This is a genomic window from Kitasatospora sp. NPDC058218, assembly GCF_042882445.1.
In the GTDB taxonomy this organism is placed as follows: domain Bacteria; phylum Actinomycetota; class Actinomycetes; order Streptomycetales; family Streptomycetaceae; genus Kitasatospora.
On sequence record NZ_JBHVWC010000026.1, the window covers coordinates 107,919 to 114,295 of the forward strand.

The following is a 6,377-nucleotide window of genomic DNA, read 5'->3' on the forward strand; positions in this document are numbered from 1 at the left end:
TCTCCGCCCCACCTCAGGTACCGACCGATCATTCGGTCAGCGTTCGACAGGCCAAGTAATCCAGTACCCGAACCACCTGTCAAGGGATGCCGCCCTGGTCGGGGCCCTCCGGGGTACCTGCGGCCCCGGCCGGGCCGTCACCACGTCCGGGCGGCCGCCAGCAGGTGGTCGCGGACCCGGGCCAGCTGCGGGCTCGCCGGCGCGCCGGGGCGCTGGACGAGGTAGCCGGTGTTGATCGGCGGGTCCTCCGGGTCCTCCAGCAGGACCAGCCCGCCGTCGGCCAGCCGGTCCGCACAGAGGTAGCGCGGGACGACCGCGAAGCCCGCCCCGGCGGCCACCGCGGCGACGACCCCGCGCAGATCGGGCACGGTGAGGGCGGCCCGGCAGGTGAGCCGGCGGCCGTACACATGGCGCCAGTAGCGGCGGACGATCGGCAGGTCCTCGGCGTACGCGACCAGCGGCACCTCGTGCAGGGCGGCCGGCCCCTCGGCCGCGAGCCGCCCGCGCACGCGCTCGGCCCAGACCGGCGCGGCGACCAGCACGAACTCCTCGTCCCCCAGCGGCACGGCCGACAGGGTGCGCCCGCGCGGTCGGCTCGTCGCGATGACCAGGTCGTACCGGCCCGCGCGCAGCTCCTCCAGCAGCGGATCGGTCAGGCCCGCGGTCACCCGCAGCCGCACGCCCTCGGCGACCAGCGGGGCGAGCGCGGGCAGGACGAGCGTGCCGAGCAGTTCGGCGGGACCGGCCAGGTGGACGGGTTCGGCCCCGGCCTCGGGGCGGACACCGGTGCCGGTGGCGGCCGCGAGCGCGTCGAGCGGCCCGGCGATCCGGGCGGCGAGCTCCTCCGCCACCGGTGTCGGGGCCACCCCGCGCGGCAGCCGTTCGAACAGCTCGCGCCCGCCCTGACGCTCCAGCGCGCGGATCTGGGTGGTCACCGTGGGCTGGGAGAGGCCCAGCACCTGGGCGGCCGCGGTGAACGACCCGGCGCGGTGGACGGCCAGGAAGGTGCGCAACAGATTGAGGTCCGCGGGCCCGGGCGCCCCGGGCTGCGGCACCGGAGGAGGTGCGGGCGTCTCGGCGTCGGGGTGGTTCACCCGGCAAGCCTATTCCCCGGCACCCATGGGAATTCCTATGGCACTCATCGGATCTGCCATTGGTGGCCACCGGGGCACCCGGCCTATCGTCGGATCCATCGCCGAACTGACGGTCCGGACGCACAGCGTCAGTGGTTCCAGGGCGTCAGACCGTACTTCCGGGCCCGTCGGGCCCGCCCGCAGAGAAGAGCCCCCGCATGTCGAAGATCCTCTTCGTCGTCACCGGCGCCACCTACTGGACGCTCGCCGACGGCACCCGGCACCCCACCGGCTACTGGGCCGAGGAGGCCGTCGCCCCGTACGAGGCGTTCAAGGCCGCCGGCCACACCGTCACCGTCGCCACCCCGGGCGGGATCGTCCCGACCGTCGACGAGGGCAGCCTGGCCCCCGGGGTCAACGGCGGTCCGGAGGGCGCCGCGAAGATCGCGGCCGGCCTGGAGGCGTTCACCGAGCTCCGGCACCCCGTGCGACTGGAGGACGTGGACCTCGCCGACCACGACGCCGTCTTCTACCCGGGCGGCCACGGCCCGATGGAGGACCTCGCCGTCGACCCCGTCTCCGGCCGCCTGCTGGTCGAGACGCTGGCCTCCGGCAAGCCGCTCGGCGTGGTCTGCCACGCCCCGGCCGCCCTGCTGGCCGCCACCCTGCCGGACGGCACCAACGCCTTCGCGGGCTACCGGCTGACCGGCTTCACCAACGCCGAGGAGACCCAGGCCGGCCTCGCCGACAAGGCGAAGTGGCTGCTCCAGGACCGTCTGGTCGCGGCCGGCGCGGACTTCCAGGAGGGCGAGCCGTGGGCCCCGAAGGTGGTCGTCGACCGCAACCTGGTCACCGGCCAGAACCCGTCCTCCTCCGCGCCGCTCGCCGCCGAGCTGCTCGGGAAGCTGGCCTGACCGCCATGGCCGCCGACCGGCTCGACGAGGTCCTCGACGCCGCCTACACCTGCCTCACCCGGTACGGCGTACGGCGCACGACGGTGGACGACATCGCCGGCGTCATGGGCGTGTCCCGGTCGGCGGTCTACCAGTACGTCCGCGGCAAGGACGACGCCTTCCGGCGGCTCGCCGAGCGCCTGCACCGGCAGGCGCTCGCGCGGGCCCGGCGGGCCGCCGCCGCACCGGGCGCCCCCCACGCGGAGCGGATCCGCGGCGTCCTCGCCGCCAAGCTCGACCTCGCCCTGACCCTCGCCGGGGACTCCCCGCACACCGCCGAGCTCCTGGACGGCGGTGCCCGGTTGTTCGCGCCCGCCTGCGCCGACTTCGGCACCGCGCTGCGGGAGCTGCTGACCGAACTGTTCGCCGGCCTGTTCGCCGAGGCGGACCGTGCTGCCGGGGTGGACGGTGCTGCCGGGGCCGACCGTGCTGCCGAGGCGGGTCGGTGCACGCGCGTCGGCCCGGCCGAGGCCGCCGACATCGCCATCGCCCTGGTTAGGGGCCTGGAGCCGACCCCGAACGCCCGGGACCTCCTCGGGCCGGCCGCCGACGCACTCACCACGGGCCTGCTGCACACCCGCGCGGACGTGGCCGCGGGCGTGGCCGCAGGCGCGGATCAGGCGACCGCCGGGGGCCCGAACTCGCGGACGGCATCGGCCACGATGGCGTCCAGACTGGCGTGATGGGCGCCCCGCCAGTAGGCCTGCCCGCAGTCGTTGCACTGCGCGAACGCGTCGTACGACCGCTCGGTGCCGTCCCGGAGCTGGTCCTGTACCGAGGTCTTGGCGACGGTGCGCAGCGTCCCGTTGCAGGTGGTGCAGCGGCTCCAGGGGGCGAGCGGGGGCGCGAACCGCGACAGGACGTCCCGCAGCTGGTCGGCGGGCCGGTGGCTGTAGACGTAGGCGCCCGCCCAGATCTCGCGCCGCCGCAGCAGGCCGCGGTCGCGCGAGAGCAGCACGCGCTGTTCGGCGGCCGAACGGGCGGCGAGCGCGGCGTCGCCGATGTCCGGGTTCTCGTAGGCGGCGTCGACGCCCAGCAGCCGCAGCCGGCGCGCGAGCGTCCCGAGGTGGACGTCGAGCAGGAACCGCGGCGGCCCGGCGGACGGTTGCGGCCTGCGCACGGCCTGCACCGAGATCAGCTCCCCGTCCACGGGGATGTGGGAGCCGGCCACCTGCCGCCCGTCCACGAGCAGTGTGCCGACCTCGGTGAGCGGAACGCCGAGCGACTCCACCACGTGTCCGAGTGTCGCGGCCCCGTCGGTTCGCAGCGCGATCCGCTCCGACCGCCGCCCGGCGGGGAGGAAGACGTGCAGGTCGGGGGCGATGGTCAGCCAGATCTCCGGTCTCTCCACCCGGCCAGCATGCCAGCGGGCGGGCGGCCGTGGCCAGCACTTTTCCACGCCGCCCGGCCCGCGTCGGCACCGAGCCGACCGAGCCGACCCCCGGCGGTCCCGGCTGCCGGTCGGGCCGGCCGTCTCACCGGGCGGCGGCCGAGGCCCGGGCGGTGAACGCCCGCCGGTAGTCGGTGGGCGTGACCCCGACCCGGGCGGTGAAATGGCGGCGCAGGTTGGTCGAGCTGCCGAGTCCGCTGCGCTCGCCGATCTGCTCGACGGGCAGATCGGTCGCCTCCAGCAGCGACTGGGCGCGGGCGAGCCGCTGGTTGAGCAGCCACTGCAGCGGGGTGGTACCGGTGGCGGCCTGCACGCGACGGAAGAAGGTCCGCGGGCTCATCCGGGCCCGACGGGCCAACTCCTCGACGGTGAGCGGCTGTTCGAGGTTGGCCGTGGCCCAGTCCAGGACCGGCGCCAGGCTGTCGTCGTCCGTGACCGGCACCGAGAGGTCGACGAACTGGGCCTGCCCGCCCGGCCGGTGCGCCGGGACGACCAGCCTCCGGGCCAGCTGGTTGGCCACGTGCGCGCCGAGGTCACGGCGGACGATGTGGAGGCAGAGGTCGAGCCCGGCCGCCACCCCCGCACTGGTCAGCACGGAGCCGTCGTCCACGTAGAGCACGCTGTCGTCGACGCTGACCCGCGGGTGGCGGCGGGCCAGGTCGGCGGTGTGCGACCAGTGCGCGGTCGCCCGGCGCCCGTCCAGGATCCCGGCCGCCGCGAGCGCGAACGCGCCGGTGCAGAGCGACACCATGCGCGCCCCGGCCGCCGCCGCGCGCCGCAGCTGCGCGACCAGTGCCGGCGGCACCTCGCGCTCCCCCGTCACACAGGCGTCCGGGACGGAGGGGACGATCACGGTGTCGGCCTCGGCGAGCGCCTCCCAGCCGTACTCGGCGCGCAGCGAGAAGCCGAAGCCACCGGGCGCGCGGGGCGGCGCCTCGGCCATCGGCGTCTCGGCACAGAGCCACAGCTCGTACCAGCGGTCCGCGAGGTCGGGCTGCGGGATGCCGAAGACCGCGCAGGCCATGCCGAGCTCGTACAGGTCCCAGAGCGGGAGCTCGGTGTGGTCGAGCACGGCGACGGCCACGGTGCCGGGGCCGGCTCCGGGGGTGTTCGACTGGGCGATCATGCCGCCACCCTAGGCCCCCGGTGGCAGGAATGGTTCGGCGAAGGGCAATCCTGCCACTGTCGGTGCTGTCGGCCCCGCTGCGAGGGTGACGTTGTCGATCAAGAACGCCGACGACGCACCCACCCCATTCGACCCGCCCACGGGAGCCCCCATGCCGCACGACACCACCCCCGAACCCGTCACCGTCCTCGGTCTGGGCGCGATGGGCACCGCACTCGCCGACGCCTTCCTCGCCGCCGGCCACCCCACCGTCGTCTGGAACCGCTCGGCCGCCAAGGCCGAACCGCTGGTCGCCCGCGGCGCCGTCCGGGCTGCCACACCCGCCGAGGCGGTGGCGGCCAACCCGCTGATCGTCGCCTGCGTGCTCGACTACGACGTGCTGCGCACGGTCCTCGCCGGCGCCGAGCCGGTGCTGGCCGGGCGGACGCTGGTGAACCTCACCTCCGGCTCGCCCGAACAGGCCCGTGACCTGGCCGACTGGGCCGCCGCGCACGACCTCGCCTACCTGGACGGCGCCATCATGATCACGCCGCCCGGCATCGGCGGCCCGCACGCGACGCTCCTCTTCAGCGGCGCGCCGGACCTCCTCGCCCGGCACCGCGCCACCCTCGCCGCACTCGGTGAGCCCGTCGACCTCGGCCCGGACGCCGGCGTCGCCGGCCTCTACGACACCGCGCTGCTCGGCCTGATGTGGTCCGCACTGACCGGCTGGCTGCACGGCGTCGCCCTGGTCGGCGCGGACGGGGTGCGGGCCGCCGACTTCACCCCGGTCGCCACCCGCTGGCTGGCCGGCGCCGTCGTCGGTTTCATCGACCGGTACACGACCCAGGTCGACGCCGGGCATTACCCGGGGGACGACGCCGACCTGGACATCCACCTCGCCGCGATGAGGCACCTGCTGCACGCCGGCCGGGCTCGCGGCGTCGACACCGCACTTCCCGAACTCCTCGCCCGTCAGGCCGAGCAGGCGATCGCCGCCGGCCACGGCGCCGACAGCTACGCCCGCCTGGTCGAGGTGATGCGGAAATGACCACCGCCGCCACGGGCACAGACACGGGCACGGCCACCGCCTGGCCCGCGCTGGTCACCGAGACCGCCGCCGCGACCACCGCCGCCCTCGGGCGGGCCGCCGACGCCGACTGGTACCGCCACCCGGCGGGCAGCGACTGGACCTGCCGCGCGACCCTCGACCACCTCGCACTCGGCCTGCTCGGCTACGCCGGCCTGCTGACGGCCCGTCCGACCGACCGGTACATCACCCTGTTCGGCTCCCTCGACCCGGCCGCGCCCGTCCCGCACTGCCTGGAGGGGCTGCGCATCGCCGCCGCCCTGCTGGCGGGCACGGTGCGGGACACCCCGCCCGAGGCCCGGGCCTGGCACCCGTGGGGGCACTCGGACGCCACGGGCTTCGCGGCCATGGGCATGGTCGAACTCCTCGTCCACGGCTGGGACCTCACGGGTGCCCTCGGCCTCGACCGATCGGTGCCGGACCGGCTCGCCGCCCCGGCCGTCACCCGGCTCTTCCCGACCGCCCCCGTCGGCCACGCCCCGGGCGACACGCTCCTCTGGTGCACCGGGCGCCTCGCCCTCCCGGGCCGGCCCCGCCGGGCCGCCGGAGCGTGGGCCTGGGACGGCCTGGTCCGGTAGCCGATCGGCGGCGGTCGCGGGGGCAAGGGGCCGACCGGGGCGGCCGCACCGGAACGCGGCCGGGTCGGGCGCTCGGTGCCCGGACGTCGAAGTCGGGGCGGTTCATCCGGAGAACGGGTCGCCCTCGGCCCCCGGCCGGCGCATCGGCCGGCCCGTGCAGGCCACGGACGAGGTGGCCGACCAGCAGC

At 76.0% G+C, this 6,377-nt stretch carries 7 protein-coding genes; 4 read left to right on the plus strand and 3 right to left on the minus strand.

What is annotated here, in order from left to right:
• Positions 1–137 precede the first annotated feature (137 nt).
• The gene (locus ACFVYI_RS18590; RefSeq protein ID WP_387886639.1) at positions 138–1,094 is read right to left on the minus strand and encodes a LysR family transcriptional regulator; all 957 of its coding nucleotides are present in this window, start codon (positions 1,092–1,094) and stop codon (positions 138–140) included.
• Positions 1,095–1,291: 197 nt separating this feature from the next.
• Here ACFVYI_RS18590 and ACFVYI_RS18595 point away from each other — a divergent pair, with 197 nt between their 5' ends.
• Both ACFVYI_RS18595 and ACFVYI_RS18600 read left to right on the plus strand, forming a co-directional pair.
• Positions 1,292–1,987, plus strand: coding sequence for a type 1 glutamine amidotransferase domain-containing protein (locus tag ACFVYI_RS18595; protein ID WP_387886641.1), 696 nt, complete (start codon positions 1,292–1,294; stop codon positions 1,985–1,987).
• 5 nt (positions 1,988–1,992) lie between these two features.
• On the plus strand, positions 1,993–2,709 hold the full coding sequence (locus ACFVYI_RS18600; RefSeq protein ID WP_387886644.1) for a TetR/AcrR family transcriptional regulator: 717 nt from the start codon (positions 1,993–1,995) through the stop codon (positions 2,707–2,709).
• On the opposite strand, the gene ACFVYI_RS18605 is transcribed toward ACFVYI_RS18600, so the two are convergent.
• Both ACFVYI_RS18605 and ACFVYI_RS18610 read right to left on the minus strand, forming a co-directional pair.
• Positions 2,643–3,377 carry a Mut7-C RNAse domain-containing protein gene (locus ACFVYI_RS18605; protein ID WP_387886647.1) on the minus strand — a complete coding sequence of 245 codons (735 nt, stop codon included), beginning with the start codon at positions 3,375–3,377 and terminating at the stop codon, positions 2,643–2,645. The genes ACFVYI_RS18600 and ACFVYI_RS18605 overlap by 67 nt on opposite strands.
• Before the next feature lie 124 nt (positions 3,378–3,501).
• Entirely contained in the window at positions 3,502–4,542 is a 1,041-nt protein-coding gene (locus ACFVYI_RS18610; RefSeq protein WP_387886650.1) for a GlxA family transcriptional regulator, read from the minus strand.
• Between the two features lie 151 nt (positions 4,543–4,693).
• Between ACFVYI_RS18610 and ACFVYI_RS18615 the strand changes: the two genes are divergently transcribed.
• Positions 4,694–5,572: an NAD(P)-dependent oxidoreductase gene (locus ACFVYI_RS18615; protein WP_387886653.1), complete on the plus strand. Its 879-nt coding sequence runs from the start codon at positions 4,694–4,696 to the stop codon at positions 5,570–5,572.
• Positions 5,569–6,189 (plus strand): maleylpyruvate isomerase N-terminal domain-containing protein, encoded by a 621-nt coding sequence (locus tag ACFVYI_RS18620; protein WP_387886656.1) that lies wholly within the window; start codon positions 5,569–5,571, stop codon positions 6,187–6,189. The genes ACFVYI_RS18615 and ACFVYI_RS18620 overlap by 4 nt, the downstream gene beginning before the upstream one ends.
• The last annotated feature ends 188 nt before the right edge of the window (positions 6,190–6,377 follow it).